Source organism: Methylobacterium sp. GC_Met_3 (assembly GCF_026540775.1).
GTDB lineage: Bacteria > Pseudomonadota > Alphaproteobacteria > Rhizobiales > Beijerinckiaceae > Methylobacterium.
Genome location: NZ_JALNUL010000008.1, coordinates 1 through 16,832 on the forward strand (window position 1 = coordinate 1; position 16,832 = coordinate 16,832).

Below are 16,832 nucleotides of genomic sequence, written 5' to 3' on the forward strand. Positions count from 1 at the left end.
CACGATCAAGGCGAACTTCCCGACCCGGATCAGCTTCCAGGTGACCAGCAAGATCGATAGCCGCACGATCCTGGGGGAGATGGGCGCGGAGCAGCTGCTGGGTCAGGGCGACATGCTGTTCATGGCCGGGGGCGGGCGCACGACCCGGGTGCACGGGCCGTTCTGCTCGGACAGCGAGGTCGAGACCGTGGTCGCTCACCTCAAGCGCCAGGGCCGCCCCAGCTACCTCGACGCCGTCACGGCCGATGACGAGGAAGGTGCCCTGGAGAAGGGCGCCAAGGGCAAGGCCGGTGCGGCGGAGCTGGAACTCGACGGCGCGGTGTTCGACCAGGGCTCCTTCGGCGAGACCGGCGGCGACCTCTACGACCAGGCCGTGCAGGTGGTGCTGCGCGACCAGAAGGCCTCGACCAGCTACATCCAGCGGCGTCTTCAGATCGGCTACAACCGCGCCGCCTCGCTGATGGAGCGGATGGAGGTCGAGGGCATCGTCGGCCCGGCCAACCACGCCGGCAAGCGCGAGATCCTGGTGGAGGATGCGGTCGGCTGAGGATCGTGGGGCGCCGGCGCGTCCACGGGGGCCCTCCCCCGCTGGAGCTACGATGTTCAGACATCTCGGACTGAAGCGCGGGTCCCCCTCTCCCCGCGCGGGGAGAGGCCGGCATGGACCTCGTCGTCCGTGCGGGAAGCGAAGCGGTGGTGAGGGGGCGGCTCCGGAAGAGACTTCTCCGTTCGAGCCCCCTCACCTCCGGCTGCCGCCTCGCTCCGGCGATGACAAGGTCGCTGGAGCCCCCCCTCCCTGCTCGCGGGGCGAGGGGAGGATCCCAGTCGGCACATCGCGAGTGCGATTGCCCCGCTCGCACACTCACTATCCAAAGCGCAAAAATTTTCGCTCGTCCCAGGAACCTAACCTCTGTGAGCACGTTACGCGCGTGCGAGGCCTGAAAACGGGCTCGCTTGAGGGCGCCGGACCCGGTGTCTGGCGTCGCTTGTAGTCACGTTGCTCACAGGAGGATGTGGTTATGAGGACTTACGACGTTTCGCCCCTGTTCCGGTCGTCCATCGGGTTCGACCGCCTGTTCGAGCTGCTCAACCAAGCCGAGCGCGTCGAGCCGTCCACGGCTTGGCCGCCCTACAACATCGAGAAGGTCGCCGAGGATCAGTACCGCATCACCATGGCGGTGGCGGGCTTCACGGCTGACGAGATCGAGCTGACCCAGCAGGACACCACGCTCCTCGTCGCCGGCCAGAAGGCCGCTCAGGAGGGCGAGAAGCAGTATCTGCACCGCGGCATCGCGGCCCGAACCTTCCGGCAGACGTTCAATCTGGCCGAGCACGTGAAGGTGGTGGACGCGAGCCTGGAGAACGGCCTGCTCACCGTCGCGCTGAAGCGCGAGGTGCCGGAGGCCCTGAAGCCCCGCCGCATCGCCATCGGCGGCGTCACGGCGACGGCGGGCCAGGACAACGCCCCGGCGCAGATCAGCCGCGTGCGCGAGGCCCAGGCGGCCTGATCCCGCATCCGTCGGCCCGGGCCCCGCCGGGGCCGGACGGACGCCATTCCAGACGACACTCTCTTGCGGGTCCCCGGACCCGGGGGCTCGCTCCCGCAACTGGCAACATCTGCGATGGAGAGAGCATCATGAGCGTGAGAGATCTAATTCCCTGGAACCGCAGCACCGGCACCCCCGCCCCGGCCAGCCTGCCGAGCGAGCCGACGAGCCCGTTCCTGGCCCTGCACCGCGAGGTGAACCGCCTGTTCGACGACGTGTTCAACGGGTTCGGCGTGCCGAGCCTGGCGCATATGAGCCTCGCGACTCGGAGCGTCGGCTGGCCGAACGTCGAGGTGGTGGAGGCGGAGGGCGGCGCCCTGCGCGTCTCTGCCGAGCTGCCCGGGCTCGACGAGAAGGATGTCGAGCTCCTGGTCGAGGATGGCGTGCTCACCCTGAAGGGCGAGAAGCGCGCCGAGACCACCGACAAGGAGCGCGGCTATTCCGAGCGCAGCTACGGCCGCTTCGAGCGGTCGATCGCGCTGCCCTTCGCGGTGCAGGACGATAAGGCCGAGGCGACCTTCCGCAACGGCGTCCTCACCGTGACGCTGCCACGCTCGGCCGAGGTGCCGGAGCGTCGGCGCCGCATCGCGATCAACGGCGGCGGTGCTTCGGCGGCCAAGCACTGAGCGGCGCCGAGGCGGTTGAGACCGAACGCATGACGGAGCGGCCGGCGCGTCCTCCAAAGGGGGCGTGCCGGCCCATTCCAGCCTTTGCCCGCCTGCGGCGGGTCCCGAGGAGGATTTCATGCAGCAGATCGACATTCATCCCATTCAGGCCGGCCCGGTCGGTGCCGGTATCGAGCGCCTGGGCGTCGAGCGTCTGGGCCCGGTGACGGCCGCCAACCTGCGGCCGCCGGCGGTCGACCCGTTCGAGGCCTTCGTGGCGCCGGGCGACGTCTTCCGGCAGCCCCGCGAGGTGCTGACCTATCCGGGCTTATCGGTCGCCGAGAAGCGGGCGATCCTGGCCTCCTGGGCCTCCGACGCCCGGGCGGTCGAGTCCAACCCGACCCTGCGTTGCCTGCCGGGCTGCCGGGCCGAGCCCGTCCCGATCGACGAGATCCTGGAGGCGCTCCAGGCCCTCGACGAGGGCTCCCCTGCGCCGGCTGCGCCACGCCGACCGCTCTTCCCGGCGGCCTTCACCCGGCGCTGGGACGGAGGCCGGAGAGCGCCCGGATCTGCCTTGAACTGAACCGGGAGGGCGTTCCATGACGATGGTCCACCTGAACAATCCGCATCACGACCTCTGGCGCCGGCGGCGGCACCGCGCCCGCAACCAGGCGGGCGTGACCAACGAGTCCATGCTGGTCAGCTGGCTGCTGACCGCCGTGATGTGCCTCGCCCTGGCGGCGCCCTGCCCGCCCGCGGCCCTGCCCTGGGTGGCGGCCGGGCTGCTGAGCCTGTCGGGCTTCGCGTGGCTCGGCCTCGCCCTGATCCGGGGCGTCCCGCCGGGCGCATCCCCCGCCCTGACGGCCTGGGACGCCGCGCTGCTGTCTTTCGCGGCGAGCTTCGGCGTCCAGACGGCTGCGCGGCTCGGGCTCCTCGGAGCCTGACACCCGTGAACGATAGCCATGCGCCTTACCCCGGAGGATGCCACCGGCCCCCGGGGTGAGGCGGGATCGGGGCCCGGCAGAGCTCCGGTCCCGGTCGCGATACTGAGATATGTCGGGAGGTCACCATGGAGGAACGGACGATCGAAGCTGGCCACAACAACCCGCCCATGGCGGTGCCGCCCGGCTGGCTCGCCGGCCGCACGGCCCGGATCCGGCGCCGCGAGCGCCCGGTCGACACCGCGGGCCGCGCCCGGACGGGGACGTGGCTCCTCACCGTCGAGCGCGAGACGCCGCCCGAAATCGAGCCCCTGATGGGCTGGACAGCCGGCGACGATCCCCTCGCCACGCAGGTTCAGCTCAGCTTTCCCACCCGGGCCGAGGCGATTGCCTATACCGAGCGCCACGGCCTGACCGACACGGTCGAGCCGGAGACCGCCGTCACGGGCCCGACCCCGGTCGCGCCGACGATCCCGTCCTGGCGGCCCGGCCTGCGGCCGCGGCCTCCGCACCCACCGGCTCGACGCGCCGCGGGGCGCCGCCGGGCCACACCGGAGCTTCCGGATCTGGAGCGGGCGCTGGTCAACCCGGCGGCGGTGTTCGCCGCGCCCGCGCAGGTGCTCGACCATCCTCGGCTGCTGCCCGGCTGCAAGCGGGAGATCCTGCGGCGCTGGGCCTGGGATGAGTACCTGAAGGAGGTGGCGGCCGCCGAAGGCATGGCCGAGGGCGAGCCGTCGCAGCTCGACGCCGTGACGGCCGCACTCCTGGCGCTCGGCGAGACCTGGCATCCCCACCCGGCCGCGCCGGCCGCCGCAATGCCCGTGTCGGAGGAGCGCGCCTCAAGGGATCTCGCGCGGGCCGCATGAGGCCGGATCGAGCGCGGGTCCTCTCTGCCGCTCGGGCTGGGAGATTCACAGGGAACGGTCTGAAGCCCGCGCGCGCCTCTCCCCGCACGTGGAGTGGGGGGAACACGGCGTTAAGCCTCGGCGCAGCCGGCACCGTGCGAATCCGCTTGCACCGCGCAGGAGCCGCTGTGAGACCAGCGTCGCCTATGCCACCGAGAACCGGAACTCCGTGGCCGCCGAAAAGGTCTCGCCGGGGCGCAGCACCGCGGACGGGAAGCTCGGGTGGTTCGGGGCGTCGGGGAAGCCTTGCGTCTCGAAGCAGACCCCGTCGCCGGAGCGATAGATCCGGCCGGACGGCCCGATCAGCGTGCCGTCGAGATTGTTGCCGCTGTAGAGCTGCAGCGCCGGTTGCGTGGTCCACACGTCGAGCCGGCGCCCGCTGCCGGGATCGATGCAGGTCGCAGCCGGCCGTAGGGTCCCGGCCGGGCCGCGCAGCGCGAAGGTGTGGTCGTAGCCCTTGGCGTAGGCGACCTGCGGATCCCCGGTCCGGATCCGCTCCTCCAAGGTCCGCGGATCGCGAAAGTCGAACGGCGTCCCGGCGACAGGCTGGAGCGCGCCGGTCGGGATCTGGGTCGCATCGGTCGGCGCGAAGGCATCGGCCTCCACCTGCACCCGATGGCCGAGGACGCTGCCCGCCCCCTCCCCGGCGAGGTTGAAGTAGCTGTGGTTGGTGAGGTTCAGGATCGTGGGCCGGTCGGTCTGGGCGGCATAATCGATGCGCAGCACCCCGTCCGCCGGCAGGCTGTAGGTCACGCGGACGTCGAGGGTCCCGGGGAACCCCTCCTCCCCGTCCGGCGAGCGGCGGCTCAGGACGAGGCGCGTCGCGTCGGAGCCTTCCACCCGCCACAGGCGCCTGCCGAAGTTCTGCGGGCCGCCGTGCAGGGTGTTGGGCCCCTCGTTCACCGGCAGCTGATAGCCGTGTCCGTCGAGGCTGAAGCGCCCGTTCGCGATCCGGTTGGCGTAGCGGCCGACGATCGCGCCGAAGCTCGGGCTCACGGTCTCGTAGCCCTTGAGCGTCGCGAGGCCGAGCACGACGTTGGCCGTGCGCCCGTCCCGGTCGGGCACCTCGATCGCCGTGACGACGGCGCCGAATTCGATGACGGCGACCCGCAACGAGTCCCGGCTCAGGCTATGGCGGGCGACCGGGTGGCCATCCGCGGTCCGTCCGAAGGTCTCGGCCGGCATCCGCCTAGCGCTTCCACACGCCGAGCCGCTCGCTCCGGGCGTGATCCTCGGCCGCGACCAGTTCGGGGCTCGCCTCCGGGGAGGCACGGCCGCCGCCGTTGAACAGCACCACCTCGGAGATGTCGCGCCCGTCCACGAGGCAGTTCATGGTGGCGCTGCCGGGGGCGGGCTGGCAGGTCACTTGCCGGCTGCCGATGTAGCGGGCCAGTTCCTCCGCCTGTCCGCCCCGCACCCACTCGACGCCGAACAGGTGCACCACCTTGCCGCCAACCTTGAGGGTCGCGGTGTCGATCACCTGCGCCTGTCCCGCGATGGCGTTCGGCGGCAATGGTGTGTCGGGCTCGGCATCGCCCGCGGTTTCAGGGGGCGGCGTGACCGTATCGGGGGCGGCGGACGGCGCGCTCGGGGTGCCCCCACCCTGGGCCGCACTGTTCGGGGCTGTGCCGTTCGGAGCCGTACTGTTCGGAGCCTCCCCGCGGGACGCCGCCGGAGCGGCGGGGCGCGGCGCGATCGGCCCGCTTCTCTCCAGGACAAGACCGGCGGCGATCACAGCCACCAGCGTGCCGGCGGCCGCACCCAGGAGCAGGCGGCGCTGCCGGTGGGACCCGTCATCCACGCCGCCGAAGCCGAACCGGTCGCGCAGGCGATCCCGGCCGTCGCGGAGCGTCTCGCCGAACCGGCCGGGCCCGCTGTTCCAGGCCGCCGCCGGATCCGTCCCCGGGGCTGCTCCGCCCGCCCCCTCGGCCGGGCTGGCGAGCCGGCCGCGCAGGCGCGTCCGCAGGGTCGCGAACCGGCCGGCGGCGTTTTGGGCCAGGACGCGACCCTGCTCGGAGGAGCGCTCCGCCAGGGAGCGGGCCCGTTCGGACTGCGCGCCGACGAAGCGTGCGGTGGCGGCCTTCATCTCGTAGGCACCGGTCAGCAGGGCCGAATCCCGGGGCTCCTCGATGGCGGGCGCGGCCGGTTCGATCTCCGGCTCGGGGGGGAGGAACAGGGCGGGATGGCGGCTGCGCAGTTCCACGACGAGATCCGCCAGGGTCATCGGTGCATCGGACCCGTCCCGGTGGCGCACGACACCCTGCCGGTCGAGCACCCGGATGCCGGTCCCGGCCTCATCGGGGATGCAGGCGGCCTCGGCCAAGAGTTCGAGGGTCCGCACCGCCACGGGCCGCGGGCGGGCGCGGGCAATCTCCTCCCGGATCGCCGCGCGCAGGGCGTGGCGGCTGGGATCGTCGAGGGCCGGACGGGCCGGTTCCGCCTCCTGTTGCTCCACCAGAGTCGACGACGTCATTCACCCGATCCCGGCACCACCCAGGCGCGGCCCGGAATCGATCGGCCGGGGCCCGCGCGGGAGCGCCTTACAAAACATCTGATCGCCGGGATTCGTCTCCTCGGCGATCCGCCGCACGCGGCGACAGGCTCCTTACGCCTTGCCGGGCGAGGCGGCCAGGGTCCCGGCCTGGATGCTCCGCCGCAGGACACGGCCGGTCTCGCCCAGGATGTAGGGCCGCGCGCCGGCAAAACCCACCTCCAGGATCAGCTCGGCCTCGCCGATGGACACGGCGCCGCGCCCCGGATTGGCGGTGCGGAACTCGACCAGCGTGCGGATCGTGCAGGTCTCGGCGTCGCAAGCGGCGCGCATGGCCCGCGGCTCGTAGCGCCGCTCGGGCCAGCGCTGGACGAAGCTGCGCTTCTCGGCCACGAGCCCCGCCGTGGTGACCGGACGGCCGTAGAAGCGCACGCGCGACGCGTAGTACCGGGTCGCCGCGCCCACCATGGTGTCGTCGGACCCCGAGACGGTGGCGAGGTAGCTCGCCGTCAGCGCCCGGGCGGCGGCGACGCGCTCGGCCGACACGCCCGGTGCCGGGCCGAATGCGGCCGGCGTCTCCGCGAGGCGGTGCGGACGATGGGTCTCCTGACGCGCTTCCTGGCGCGCTTCGTGGTGCTCCAGGCGGCGCAGGCTCTCGCGGACCGGCGGACGCTCCAGGGCAGCCGCCCGCTTCGGACCCGGCGCCCGCGTCGCCGCAGCCTTCGGCAGGGCGTCCTCGCCGGGTTCCGGCTTGGCGGCCTGACGGACCGGCGCGGCGTCGCGCGGAGTCTCGGGCTGGGCCTTCGCGGCATTCGTCTCCGGGTTCTGGGGCATGGCGGCCTTCAGCGATTCCTTCACGGCACCGGCGGCCCGCGGCGGCGGGTCGACCCAGCCCCCCTGGCTCGCCGCGCCCTGCTGCTGGGCCGCAGCCGTGCCCGCGAGGGCGAGCGGCAGGAGCATGCCAAGGACGAGCGATTGGGTGCGTGCCTGGAGTCGGGCGGGGCGGGTGGCGGACATCGGTGCCTTCCTGGCGGCCGGGGCGGACAGTGACGAGAACGCGCCCGCGGGGGTGGGGAGTTCCACGCAGATCTCGGGCGCGATTGACATCCTGCCTGATCGTACGGCGGCGGGCAGCCTTGGATTGCGGGGATGATGGGGTTGCGTTCGTCCGTTTGGGTACCAAGTCGGGGACAGTCTTGGCTTTGGCCGTTCCCAGGCTCCATTCCGCCCGCTCTCCCGCCGCTGCGCATCGAGGTTTTCGTGGCCCGACCTGACGCCAAGGCCTGCCCGACCCCGCGACCCGGGAGCCCCCGATGAGCGCCCCGCCGCGCCGGGCCTTGCTGATCTGCAACGCCAAGGCCCGCAATGGCGGGTCCGACCTGGACGAGATCCGCCGGATCCTGCGCGCGGGTGGGATCGAGCCGGTGGAGCCGCCGCCGGATGCCGATTGCCGCGCCGAGATCCGCAAACACGCCGGGGCGGTCGATCTCGTGATCCTCGGCGGCGGCGACGGCACCATGAACTTCGCCGCCCCGGCCCTGGTGGAGACCGGCCTGCCGCTCGCGATCCTGCCGCTCGGCACGGCCAACGACCTCGCCCGCTCCCTCAACCTGCCGCCCGATCCCCTGGACGCCGCCCGCTTCATTCCGACCGCCGAGGCGCGGCCGGTGGATCTCGGCTGGGTCAACGGGCACTACTATTTCAACGTCGCGAGCATCGGCTTCTCGGCCGAACTCGCGGGTGAGCTGACGGCGGAATCGAAAAAGACCTTCGGCGTGCTGGGTTACGCGGTGGCGGCAATCCGGGTGCTGCGCCGGGTCCGGCCCTTCACGGTGACGATCGAGCATGATGGCACGGTCGAGAAGGTCACCACCATCCAGGTTTCGGTCGGCAACGGCCGGCACTACGGCGGCGGCATGACGGTCGCGGAGAGCGCCGCGGTTGATGACGGCAAGCTCGATTTCTACAGCCTTGAGATCGATCATTGGTGGCGGCTGATCGCGCTGCTGCCGGCGCTCCGGCGAGGCACCCACGGCCGGGCGGCCGACGTGCGGGCCTTCCACGCCCAGGAGATCCGGATCACGACCCGCCGGCCGCGGCCGGTGAACACCGATGGCGAGTTGACCACGCACACCCCCGCGCATTTCAAGGTCTTCCCGAAGATCCTGCAAGTCTTCGCCCCCGAGCCGGTGCGCGGCCCGAGTTCGTTCGACCTCGGCACCCTCGGCAGCCGCCTGTTCCCGACCAGCGAGGCCCCCCGCCCGTGACCGACCTGATCCAGCTCGCCAGCCAGCCCGCCGTCTGGGCCGCGCTCGCCACCCTCGTGGTGATGGAGGTGGTGCTCGGTATCGACAACCTGATCTTCATCTCGATCCTGACCAACAAGCTGCCGGCCGACCAGCAGACCCGGGCCCGGCGGATCGGCATCGGGCTGGCGCTGATCCTGCGCCTGGGACTGCTGGGCACGGTGGCGTTCATCGTGCACCTGACCGAGCCGGTCTTCTCGGTGTTCGGGCAGGACTTCTCCTGGCGCGACCTGATCCTGATCGGCGGCGGCCTGTTCCTGCTCTGGAAGGCCACCAAGGAGATCCACCACTCTGTGGACCCGGAGCCGAAATCGGAAGAACCCGGCGGCAGCCTGGGCTTCGGCGCGGCGATCGGCCAGATCCTGCTGCTCGACCTCGTGTTCTCGATCGACTCGATCATCACGGCGGTCGGCATGACCGAGCACGTGCCGGTGATGATGGTGGCGGTGATCGTCGCCGTGGCGGTGATGCTGCTGGCCGCAGAGCCGCTCTCGGCCTTCATCGCCCGCAACCCCACCGTGGTGATGCTGGCGCTCGGCTTCCTGATCATGATCGGCATGGTGCTGATCGCCGAAGGGTTCGGGGCGCACGTGCCGAAGGGCTACATCTACACCGCCATGGCGTTCTCGGCGGGCGTGGAGGGCCTCAACATGCTGGCCCGGCGGCGACGGCGTGGCACCAAGGCTGCGGTACCCGGTCGGGTCGAGCGAGCCTGATGCGGATCCTCGCGGCGCTCGGCCTGCTGCTCGTCCCGGTCCTTGCCTACGCGGAGACGAAGCCTGCCATGTCCGATCCCGCCATCCTGCACGATCTCGCCCCCACCGGCACGCTCAGGGCGGCGATCAACCTCGGCAATCCGGTTCTGGCGCAGGCCGGACCGAACGGGCCCGCGGGGGTGTCGGTGGATCTCGCCCGGGCACTCGCCGCGCGGCTCGGCGTCAAGGTGGCATTCGTGACCTTCCCAGGGGCGGGCGCGGTCTCGGGCTCGGCGGGGTCGGGCACCTGGGACATCTGCTTCCTGGCGATCGACCCGAAGCGGGCCGAGGGCATCGCCTTCACGACGCCCTACGTGCTGATCGCCGGCAGCTACCTCGTGCCGGACTCCTCCCCGATCCGGACTCTGGAGGCGGTCGACCGCGACGGCGTGCGGATCTCGGTGGGCCGCGGCAGTGCCTACGACCTGTTCCTGAGCCGGAGCCTCAAGCACGCGACCCTGGTGCGGGCGCCGACCTCAGCCGAGGCAGTCACGGCCTTCGCGCAGGACGGGCTGGAGGTGGCCGCCGGGGTGGAGCAACCGCTCGCTGCCTACGCGGCGGCGCATCCGGAGGTGCGGTTGCTGCCGGGGCACTTCATGGAGATCCCGCAGGCGATGGGCCTGCCGGTCGGACGCCCGGCGGGGGCGGCCTACCTCGCTGATTTCCTGGCGTGGGCGAAGCGGGACGGGCTCGTGCGCCGCGGCCTGGAAGCCAGCGGACAGGATCCGGGACTGGCTGCGCCCTGAGCCGCCTTACGCCGCGCTGAGATGCGCCAGATCCACGCCGGCCGAGAGATGCGCCTTGGTATCCAGGATCTCGATGGCGACGACGCGGCCCTCCGCATCGAAATCGAAGATGATACCGGGGCGCACCTCTTCGCTCTCGCTGACCGATGTATCGGCCAAGCGTAGGTAGAGGGCGTCAGCCTCCGGGTCGTATCTGACTTTCATGTCGGCGCCTCCAGCCACGATCGAGGAACGAGGAAGAGCGTGATGATGGCCTTCGGCGACCCCGGCGCCATAACGGGGGCCTTGGACAGCAGCGCCGTCAGCTCATCGAGTCCGCTTATCCCACCCACACCCTCATCCTGAGGTGACCGCGTCAGCGGGCCTCGAAGGAACCCTCCAGGGATCGCGCGGCTGGCTGGAGCCCTCCTTCGAGGCGGCCGCTGCGCTGCGGCACCTCAGGATGAGGGACAGGGTGGGATCGGGCTGGTCGATGGATCACACCACCAGATTCACGATCCGCCCCGGCACCACGATCACCTTGCGGGGTGCCCTCCCCTCCAGGATCGTCTGGACCACCTCCAGCGCCAGGGTCGCGACCTCCACGGCTTTGGCGTCGGCGTCCCGCGGCACGGTGACGTCCGCGCGCTTCTTGCCGTTGATCTGGACCGGCAGGGTGATCTCGTCCTCGACGAGCAACCCGGCTTCCGCCTCCGGCCAGGGCGCCTGCGCGACGAGCCCGGAGCCCCCCAGCACCGTCCAGCACTCCTCGGCCAGATGCGGCATCATCGGCGCGATCAGCTGCACCAGGATGCTGGCCGCCTCCTTGGCGACAGCCGCCGTGACCGGGCCGCGCAAGCCATCCTCCAGGGCGTTGGCCAGGGTGTAGATGTGGGCCACGCAGCGGTTGAAGCGCAGGCGCTCGATATCGTCCTGCACGGAGGCCAGCGCCCGGTGGGCGGCCTTGCGCAGGGGCAGGTCGGCGGCGCCGTCACCGGTCGCCTGCTCGGCGGCGTTCACCAGACGCCAGACCTTCTGGACGAACCGGGCCGCGCCCTGCACGCCCTCCTCGGTCCAGATCACGTCGCGCTCGGGGGGCGAGTCGGACAGCATGAACCAGCGCGCCGTGTCGGCCCCGTAGCTCGCAATGATGTCGTCGGGGTCGACCACGTTCTTCTTCGACTTCGACATCTTCTCGATCGGGCCGATCGCGATCGGCGCCTGAGTTTTCACGTGAAACGCGCGGCGCTCGCCCTCTTCCGTGGAGAAGCGGATTTCGGCCGGCGGCACCCAGGCGCCGGCCGCATCCTTGTAGGTCTCGTGGACCACCATGCCCTGCGTGAACAGGCCGGCGAAGGGCTCGGCGACGCCGGCCCAGCCGGTCTCGCGCATCGCCCGCATGAAGAACCGGGCGTAGAGCAGATGCAGGATCGCGTGCTCGATGCCGCCGATATACTGGTCCACCGCCAGCCAGTGATCGACCACGGCGCGGTCGGTGGGCGCGTCGGTGAGCCAAGGCGCGGTGAAGCGGGCGTAGTACCAGGACGAATCGACGAACGTGTCCATCGTGTCGGTCTCGCGCCGGGCCGCCGCGCCGCAATGCGGGCAGGACACGTTGCGCCAGGCGGCGTCGCGCTCCAGCGGATTGCCGGGCTGGTCGAACGACACCTCCTCGGGCAGCTTCACCGGCAGGTCGGCCACCGGTACGGGGACCGGCCCGCAGGATTCGCAGTGGATGATCGGGATCGGGCAGCCCCAGTAGCGCTGGCGCGAGACGCCCCAGTCGCGCAGGCGGAACTGCACCTTGCGGGTGGCGACCCCCTCCCCTTCGAGGCGCCGGGCCACCGCCTCGAACGCCGCGTCGGTGCTCAGCCCGTCGAGGAAGCGTGAATTGATCATCCGCCCGTCCTCGACATAGGCGGTGTCGGTGATGACGAACGTGGCCGGGTCCTGCCCCTCCGGGCAGACGACCGGCGTGTTGCCGAGCCCGTACTTGTTCGCAAAGTCGAGGTCGCGCTGGTCGTGCGCCGGGCAGCCGAACACCGCGCCGGTGCCGTATTCCATCAGCACGAAGTTCGCCACGTAGACCGGCAGCGCCCAGGACGAGTCGAGGGGATGGCGCACGGTCAGGCCGGTGTCGAAGCCGTGCTTCTCGGCGGTGTCGATCGCGGCCTGCGCCGTGCCGGTGCGGCGGCACTCCTCGATGAAGCCCTGCAGCTCCGGCCGTCCCTCGGCCAAAGCGGCCGCCAGCGGATGGTCGGCCGCGATCGCCAGGAACTTCGCGCCGAACAGCGTGTCGGGCCGGGTCGTGTAGACGGTCACCGAATCGAGGGCGCCGGCGACCGGCTGTGCCAGGGCGAACCGGACTTCCAGGCCTTCCGAGCGGCCGATCCAGTTCTTCTGCATCAGCCGGACCTTCTCCGGCCAGCGGTCCAGCCCGTCGAGGGCGGTCAGCAGATCCTCCGCGAAGTCGGTGATCTTGAAGAACCACTGCGTCAACTCGCGGCTCTCCACCAGGGCGCCGGAGCGCCAGCCGCGCCCGTCGATCACCTGCTCGTTGGCCAGCACGGTGTGGTCCACAGGATCCCAGTTCACCTTGGCGGTGCGGCGGGTGACGAGGCCCTTGTCCAGGAAGTCGAGGAACATGCGCTGCTGGTGCTTGTAGTAGTCGGGATCGCAGGTCGCGATCTCCCGGCTCCAGTCGAGCGACAGGCCCATGGCCTTCAGCTGGTCGCGCATGGAAGCGATGTTGGCGTAGGTCCAGTCCCGCGGGTTGACCTTGCGCTCCATGGCGGCGTTCTCGGCTGGCAGGCCGAACGCGTCCCAGCCCATCGGGTGCAGCACGTTGAAGCCGCGGGCGCGCTTGTAGCGAGCCACCACGTCGCCCATCGCGTAGTTGCGGACATGGCCCATATGGATGCGCCCCGACGGGTAGGGGAACATCTCCAGCACGTAGTATTTCGGGCGGCTGTCGGCGTTGTCGGTCTCGAACAGCCGCTGCTCCGCCCAGGCGCCCTGCCAGCGCGGCTCGGCATCCTTGGCGTTGTAGCGCTCGACGGGTTGGGGAACGGCGGTGCTGGTCATGGATCCGGCGGGGTCAGGGGCTCGTCGATCATTCCGCGGAATGACGACGGCACGGTCGCGTCGCGATAGCATATCTGCGCGGGAGCCGGTCAACGCAGCGTACGATTCGGGCTTGCACGGAGCGCGCGAGCGCATAGGTCGGAACCGGCGCCCGGCAGTGACAGGACAGGCACGCGATGGACGACGCGATCACTGATTCGAGCGCCCCGGCGACGGATGGGATGGGACACCCGACCGCGAAGCTGCCGGTCGGGCAGGCCGACGTCGCCGCTGGGCTCGCCGAGGTGCGGGCGGCGATCGCCCGGGCGGCCGAGGATTCGGAGCGTGACTCGTCCGAGGTCCAGCTGGTCGCTGTCTCCAAGACCGTGCCGGCCGAAGGCATCCTGCCGGCGCTCGAGGCGGGGCAGCGGGTGTTCGGCGAGAACTACGTGCAGGAATCGACGGCGAAGTGGCCGGACCTGCGCGCCCGCTACCCGGATGTGGAACTGCACCTCGTCGGGCCGCTGCAATCCAACAAGGCCCGGGAGGCGGTGGCGCTGTTCGACGTGATCCACGCCCTGGACCGGCCGTCGCTGGCTGCCGCGCTCGCCAAGGAGATCGCCCGGTCGGGGCGCGCGCCGAAGCTGCTGATCCAGGTCAACACCGGCGCGGAGCCGCAGAAGGGCGGTGTCCTGCCGGACCAGCTCGCCGCCCTGCTGGCGGAATGCCGCGACACGCACGGGCTGGCGATCCAGGGGCTGATGTGCATCCCCCCCGCGGAGGATCCGCCCTCGGCCCATTTCGCCCTGCTGGCGCGGCTCGCCAAGGAGCACGACCTGCCGATCCTCTCCATGGGCATGAGCGCCGACTTCCCGGCGGCGATCCAGCTCGGCGCCACCCATGTCCGGGTCGGGACCGCCATCTTCGGGGCGCGCAAGCCGAAAGGGTAGCGGCGCCTGGCCCATGTCCCGGTTTCGAAAGGGCGAGCCCTTTCGCGGGTCCAGGGCAGAGCCCTGTTGAACATCTCAGGGCCGAGCAACTCAGGGGCAAGCCACTCAGGGCTCTGCCCTGAGAACCCGCCCAAGGGCTCGCCCTTGGGAATCCCGATCTGGGCCGGCCAGCACGCCCCTAAAGCGTCGAGCGGAAATACGCGATCGTCCGCTCCAGCCCCTCGCGCAACTGCACGGTCGGCTCCCAATCCAGCACGGCCTTCGCCTTCCCGATATCGGGCCGGCGCTGCCGCGGGTCGTCCGGCGGCAGGGGACGGTGGGTGATCCGCGAGCGCGAACTCGTCAGCTCGATCACCATGTGGGCGAGGTCGCGGATCGTGAACTCGTTCGGATTGCCGATGTTGATCGGTCCGGTCACCTCCGGCCCGCTGTCCATCAGGCGGACGAAGCCCTCGATCAGGTCGCTCACGTAGCAGAACGAGCGCGTCTGCTCCCCGTCGCCGTAGAGCGTGATCTCGTCGCCCCGAAGCGCCTGCATGATCAGGTTGGAGACGACGCGGCCGTCGTTCGGGTGCATGCGCGGGCCGTAGGTGTTGAAGATGCGCACGACCTTGATCGGCAGATTGTGCTGGCGCCGATAGTCGAAGAACAGGGTCTCGGCGCAGCGCTTACCCTCGTCGTAGCAGGAGCGGAAGCCGATCGGGTTGACGTGGCCGACGTATTCCTCGACCTGCGGATGCACTTCCGGGTCGCCGTAGACCTCCGACGTGGAGGCCTGGAACACCTTGATCCGCAGCCGCTTGGCCAAGCCCAGCATGTTGATCGCGCCGATGACGCTCGTCTTCGTCGTCTGGACCGGGTCGAACTGGTAATGCACCGGCGAAGCCGGGCAGGCGAGATTGTAGATCTCGTCGACTTCGACGTAGAGCGGGAACGTCACGTCGTGACGCATGATCTCGAAGCGCGGATTGCCCAGCAGATGCGCGATGTTCCGCCGTGTGCCGGTGTAGAAGTTGTCGACGCACAGGACTTCATGTCCGTCATTGAGCAGCCGCTCACAGAGATGCGACCCGAGGAAGCCGGCACCGCCCGTCACGAGGATCTTCTTGATATCGTCGTAGCGCACGCTCGAACCCTCCTTCCACCCAACGCGCCCTGCCCCGCCGGGGTGCGGCCGCCGCCCCGCCGATCCCTCACGCGTCGAGGGCGGGCCCGTCCCCGCGTCGACCGACGCTCGTGTAGGAAAATCCGTGACGGCGGGCCGTTTCCGGTTCGTAGATATTGCGCAGATCGATTAAGACCGGTGCTGCCATGATCGCCCGCAGCCGGGCCAGGTCGAGGGCCCGGAAGGCGTTCCACTCGGTCACGATCACCACCGCGTCCGCCCCCTCCGCGCAGGCATAGGCGTCGTCGGCGAAGTCCACGCCCGGCATCAGCGGGCGGGCCTGCTCCAGGCCCTCGGGATCGTAGGCGCGGACACGGCAGCCCGCATCCTGCAGGCCGGTGGCGATCGCCAGGGACGGGGCCTCGCGCATGTCGTCGGTGTCCGGCTTGAAGGTGAGGCCGAGCATGGCCACGGTCTTGCCTCGCACCGATCCGCCGCAGGCCCGGATCACCTTGCGGGCCATCGCGCGCTTGCGGCTGTCGTTGACGGCCACGACGGTCTCGACGATCCGCAACGGCACCTCGTGGTCTTGCGCGGTCTTCACCAGCGCCAGGGTGTCCTTCGGGAAGCAGGATCCGCCATAGCCCGGACCGGCATGGAGGAATTTCGGCCCGATCCGTCCATCGAGGCCGATCCCGCGCGCCACGGCCTGCACGTCGGCCCCGACGACCTCGCACAATTCGGCGATCTCGTTGATGAACGTGATCTTGGTCGCCAGGAACGCGTTGGCGGCGTATTTCGTGAGTTCGGCCGTGCGCCGGCCCATCACGAGGATCGGCGCCGCGTTGAGGTACAGGGGGCGGTAGATCTCGCGCATGACCGCCTCGGCGCGCGGATCGTCCACGCCGATGACGATCCGATCGGGCCGCTTGAAGTCGGAGATCGCGGCGCCTTCGCGGAGGAATTCCGGGTTCGAGACGACCGCGATATCCGCCTCGGGGGCGATCTCACGCACGATCCGCTCGACCACGTCACCCTCCCCCACCGGAACGGTCGACTTGGTCACGATGACCGTGAATCCCCTCACCGACCGGGCGATTTCCTGGGCGGCCTCGCGGACATAGGTCATGTCGGCGAAGCCGTCCCCGCGGCGCGACGGCGTGCCGACCGCGATGAAGACGGCCTCCGCCTGGGCGACCGCGGGGCCGAGATCCGTCACGAAGGCCAGCCGGCCCTGGGCGACGTTGTCGGCGACGAGGTCGCCGAGGCCCGGCTCGTAGATCGGCATCCGCCCCGCATTCAGGGCGGCGATCTTCGCGGGATCCTTGTCGATGCAGACGACAGAATGGCCGAAATCCGCCAGGCAGACCCCGGTGACCAGCCCGACATAGCCCGATCCGACCACGGCCAGACGCATATGCTCCTCCTCGGACCTCGGT

General features: G+C 70.6%; 17 protein-coding genes. 10 read left to right on the forward strand and 7 right to left on the reverse strand.

All coding sequences use genetic code 11. The features are described 5' to 3' along the window. From OXS27_RS12670 to OXS27_RS12695, 6 genes are all read left to right on the forward strand, one after another. On the forward strand, nucleotides 1-547 hold a 547-nt coding region (locus OXS27_RS12670), incomplete at its 5' end, for a DNA translocase FtsK (protein WP_276592700.1). 472 nt (nucleotides 548-1,019) lie between these two features. Then, nucleotides 1,020-1,508, forward strand: coding sequence for an Hsp20 family protein (locus OXS27_RS12675; protein ID WP_267356496.1), 489 nt, complete (start codon nucleotides 1,020-1,022; stop codon nucleotides 1,506-1,508). Between the two features lie 128 nt (nucleotides 1,509-1,636). Next, complete coding sequence (locus OXS27_RS12680; protein WP_243922894.1) at nucleotides 1,637-2,173, forward strand: Hsp20/alpha crystallin family protein; 537 nt, start codon at nucleotides 1,637-1,639, stop codon at nucleotides 2,171-2,173. Between the two features lie 118 nt (nucleotides 2,174-2,291). Next, entirely contained in the window at nucleotides 2,292-2,735 is a 444-nt protein-coding gene (locus OXS27_RS12685) for a hypothetical protein (protein ID WP_243922896.1), read from the forward strand. Between the two features lie 16 nt (nucleotides 2,736-2,751). Next, entirely contained in the window at nucleotides 2,752-3,096 is a 345-nt protein-coding gene (locus tag OXS27_RS12690; RefSeq protein ID WP_243922898.1) for a hypothetical protein, read from the forward strand. A 125-nt stretch (nucleotides 3,097-3,221) separates the two neighbouring features. Next, on the forward strand, nucleotides 3,222-3,959 hold the full coding sequence (locus OXS27_RS12695) for an NADH dehydrogenase ubiquinone Fe-S protein 4 (RefSeq protein ID WP_267356497.1): 738 nt from the start codon (nucleotides 3,222-3,224) through the stop codon (nucleotides 3,957-3,959). A gap of 183 nt (nucleotides 3,960-4,142) precedes the next feature. Here OXS27_RS12695 and OXS27_RS12700 read toward each other — a convergent pair whose 3' ends face one another. The 3 genes from OXS27_RS12700 to OXS27_RS12710 form a co-directional block, all read right to left on the reverse strand. Then, entirely contained in the window at nucleotides 4,143-5,183 is a 1,041-nt protein-coding gene (locus OXS27_RS12700; protein ID WP_243922902.1) for an aldose epimerase family protein, read from the reverse strand. Between the two features lie 4 nt (nucleotides 5,184-5,187). Beyond that, the gene (locus OXS27_RS12705) at nucleotides 5,188-6,471 is read right to left on the reverse strand and encodes a nuclease (protein WP_267356498.1); all 1,284 of its coding nucleotides are present in this window, start codon (nucleotides 6,469-6,471) and stop codon (nucleotides 5,188-5,190) included. Between the two features lie 132 nt (nucleotides 6,472-6,603). Next, a complete protein-coding gene (locus OXS27_RS12710; RefSeq protein WP_267356499.1) occupies nucleotides 6,604-7,506 on the reverse strand; it encodes a hypothetical protein in 903 nt (300 codons plus the stop codon). Nucleotides 7,507-7,802: 296 nt separating this feature from the next. Here OXS27_RS12710 and OXS27_RS12715 point away from each other — a divergent pair, with 296 nt between their 5' ends. From OXS27_RS12715 to OXS27_RS12725, 3 genes are read left to right on the forward strand one after another with little or no spacing between them, the layout of a single operon-like run. After that, nucleotides 7,803-8,756, forward strand: a complete 954-nt coding sequence (locus OXS27_RS12715; RefSeq protein ID WP_267356500.1) for a lipid kinase — start codon at nucleotides 7,803-7,805, stop codon at nucleotides 8,754-8,756. Next, nucleotides 8,753-9,511 carry a TerC family protein gene (locus tag OXS27_RS12720; protein ID WP_267356501.1) on the forward strand — a complete coding sequence of 253 codons (759 nt, stop codon included), beginning with the start codon at nucleotides 8,753-8,755 and terminating at the stop codon, nucleotides 9,509-9,511. Before OXS27_RS12715 ends, OXS27_RS12720 begins: the two co-directional genes overlap by 4 nt. Beyond that, nucleotides 9,511-10,296, forward strand: a complete 786-nt coding sequence (locus tag OXS27_RS12725) for an ABC transporter substrate-binding protein (protein ID WP_243922912.1) — start codon at nucleotides 9,511-9,513, stop codon at nucleotides 10,294-10,296. The genes OXS27_RS12720 and OXS27_RS12725 overlap by 1 nt, the downstream gene beginning before the upstream one ends. Before the next feature lie 6 nt (nucleotides 10,297-10,302). On the opposite strand, the gene OXS27_RS12730 is transcribed toward OXS27_RS12725, so the two are convergent. Together OXS27_RS12730 and leuS are read right to left on the reverse strand one after the other, a co-directional pair. Beyond that, nucleotides 10,303-10,500 carry a DUF2283 domain-containing protein gene (locus tag OXS27_RS12730; RefSeq protein WP_267356502.1) on the reverse strand — a complete coding sequence of 66 codons (198 nt, stop codon included), beginning with the start codon at nucleotides 10,498-10,500 and terminating at the stop codon, nucleotides 10,303-10,305. A gap of 273 nt (nucleotides 10,501-10,773) precedes the next feature. Continuing rightward, a complete protein-coding gene (gene leuS, locus OXS27_RS12735) occupies nucleotides 10,774-13,359 on the reverse strand; it encodes a leucine--tRNA ligase (protein WP_267356503.1) in 2,586 nt (861 codons plus the stop codon). A 176-nt stretch (nucleotides 13,360-13,535) separates the two neighbouring features. On the opposite strand from leuS, the gene OXS27_RS12740 reads away from it, so the two are divergent. Further along, nucleotides 13,536-14,288 (forward strand): YggS family pyridoxal phosphate-dependent enzyme, encoded by a 753-nt coding sequence (locus OXS27_RS12740; protein WP_243922918.1) that lies wholly within the window; start codon nucleotides 13,536-13,538, stop codon nucleotides 14,286-14,288. 178 nt (nucleotides 14,289-14,466) lie between these two features. Here OXS27_RS12740 and OXS27_RS12745 read toward each other — a convergent pair whose 3' ends face one another. Together OXS27_RS12745 and OXS27_RS12750 are read right to left on the reverse strand one after the other, a co-directional pair. Then, entirely contained in the window at nucleotides 14,467-15,414 is a 948-nt protein-coding gene (locus OXS27_RS12745) for a UDP-glucuronic acid decarboxylase family protein (protein ID WP_267356504.1), read from the reverse strand. Nucleotides 15,415-15,481: 67 nt separating this feature from the next. Continuing rightward, entirely contained in the window at nucleotides 15,482-16,810 is a 1,329-nt protein-coding gene (locus tag OXS27_RS12750; RefSeq protein ID WP_243922921.1) for a UDP-glucose/GDP-mannose dehydrogenase family protein, read from the reverse strand. Nucleotides 16,811-16,832: the final 22 nt, after the last annotated feature.

What these genes read in the sequence shown, in the direction of transcription:
- OXS27_RS12725 (WP_243922912.1), top strand. Translation starts at nt 9,511, where the DNA reads ATGCGGATCCTCGCGGCGCTCGGCCTGCTGCTCGTCCCGGTCCTTGCC.
- OXS27_RS12715 (WP_267356500.1), top strand. Translation starts at nt 7,803, where the DNA reads ATGAGCGCCCCGCCGCGCCGGGCCTTGCTGATCTGCAACGCCAAGGCC.
- OXS27_RS12705 (WP_267356498.1), bottom strand. Translation starts at nt 6,471, where the DNA reads ATGACGTCGTCGACTCTGGTGGAGCAACAGGAGGCGGAACCGGCCCGT.
- OXS27_RS12685 (WP_243922896.1), top strand. Translation starts at nt 2,292, where the DNA reads ATGCAGCAGATCGACATTCATCCCATTCAGGCCGGCCCGGTCGGTGCC.
- OXS27_RS12690 (WP_243922898.1), top strand. Translation starts at nt 2,752, where the DNA reads ATGACGATGGTCCACCTGAACAATCCGCATCACGACCTCTGGCGCCGG.
- OXS27_RS12695 (WP_267356497.1), top strand. Translation starts at nt 3,222, where the DNA reads ATGGAGGAACGGACGATCGAAGCTGGCCACAACAACCCGCCCATGGCG.
- OXS27_RS12675 (WP_267356496.1), top strand. Translation starts at nt 1,020, where the DNA reads ATGAGGACTTACGACGTTTCGCCCCTGTTCCGGTCGTCCATCGGGTTC.
- OXS27_RS12710 (WP_267356499.1), bottom strand. Translation starts at nt 7,506, where the DNA reads ATGTCCGCCACCCGCCCCGCCCGACTCCAGGCACGCACCCAATCGCTC.
- OXS27_RS12730 (WP_267356502.1), bottom strand. Translation starts at nt 10,500, where the DNA reads ATGAAAGTCAGATACGACCCGGAGGCTGACGCCCTCTACCTACGCTTG.
- OXS27_RS12740 (WP_243922918.1), top strand. Translation starts at nt 13,536, where the DNA reads ATGGACGACGCGATCACTGATTCGAGCGCCCCGGCGACGGATGGGATG.
- leuS (WP_267356503.1), bottom strand. Translation starts at nt 13,359, where the DNA reads ATGACCAGCACCGCCGTTCCCCAACCCGTCGAGCGCTACAACGCCAAG.
- OXS27_RS12700 (WP_243922902.1), bottom strand. Translation starts at nt 5,183, where the DNA reads ATGCCGGCCGAGACCTTCGGACGGACCGCGGATGGCCACCCGGTCGCC.
- OXS27_RS12750 (WP_243922921.1), bottom strand. Translation starts at nt 16,810, where the DNA reads ATGCGTCTGGCCGTGGTCGGATCGGGCTATGTCGGGCTGGTCACCGGG.
- OXS27_RS12680 (WP_243922894.1), top strand. Translation starts at nt 1,637, where the DNA reads ATGAGCGTGAGAGATCTAATTCCCTGGAACCGCAGCACCGGCACCCCC.